Consider the following 1,126-nt stretch of genomic DNA (forward strand, 5'->3'; position numbering starts at 1 on the left):
TTACTAACTAAATTGACTAAGTTCTATTCAAGCTAGAATGTTGTATCAAGTTCACGCTAGCGTATCAAGTTCAGCCTGAAATATCGTATCAAGCTTAAGACTAAAGCTGGTGTCATCTTGGAAGACGGCAATTAAGTCCCCCTTGTAATATAGAGCTGTATCCAGTGCTGATGTACCACTAAGATTACTGTAATTCACAGTGTAACCATTGATACTACCACCGAGCTGAACTTTATCACCTTCTGCCCGATTAAAGTCAGTGATTGTCGTGTCTCCCGGATTATCTTTACCAATGTAGTCAATCTCGGTAATATCACCATTTTTACCTAATACAAAGGTATCGGCACCCGTGCCACCAGTTAGGATGTCCCTTGGGCCGTAAATACTCTCTTCACCCTCAAGAGTGTCCTTGCTAGAGTGACAGATTAGAATCAGACCTTGACCACCAATTAGGGTGTCGTTCCCTGTACCACCAATTAGGGTATCGCTGCCAGAGCCACCAGAGAGGTAGTCGTTGCCAGAGCCACCATTCAAGTAGTCATTGCCAGAGCCACCATTCAAGTAGTCATTGCCAGAGCCACCATTCAAGTAGTCATTGCCAGAGCCACCATTTAGAGTGTCCTTGCCATCGCCACCAATTAGGGTGTCGTTGCCAGAGCCACCATTTAAGCAGTCGTTGCCAGCGTCACCAAATAAGCAGTCGTTGCCAGACCCACCAATTAGAGTGTCCTTGCCAGCGTCACCTCTTAAGTAATCGTTGCCAAAGCCACCACTTAAGTAGTCCTTGCCATCGCCACCTCTTAAGTAGTCGTTGCCAGCGCCACCAATTAGAGTGTCCTTGCCAGCGTTACCTGTCAAGTAGTCGTTGTAATCGCCACCACTTAAGTAGTCCTTGCCATCGCTACCAATTAAGTAGTCGCCGTTAATCTTAGGGATCTTTGCCATGTCATTTATTCCTTATCGATTGCAATTGTTTGAAAATTTGTGAATTGTTCTGTTCGGAAAGATTCCCCCTATTTGTCTGAGTTACATCTTGAAAAATTCTTCAAGAAATACTCATTATTAATAGTGGGACTTAAGAAACCCAGTTTATGGGTAAGTCAATGGTAATTTTGATCAACAATCC

At 44.0% G+C, this 1,126-nt stretch carries 1 protein-coding gene; it reads right to left on the reverse strand.

Annotated features, from left to right (window positions below):
* Positions 1-51: 51 nt before the first annotated feature.
* Complete coding sequence (locus F6K53_RS44510; RefSeq protein ID WP_293087355.1) at positions 52-945, reverse strand: calcium-binding protein; 894 nt, start codon at positions 943-945, stop codon at positions 52-54.
* Positions 946-1,126 lie beyond the last annotated feature (181 nt).

The organism is Moorena sp. SIO4A1, from assembly GCF_010672065.1.
Classification (GTDB): Bacteria; Cyanobacteriota; Cyanobacteriia; order Cyanobacteriales; family Coleofasciculaceae; genus Moorena.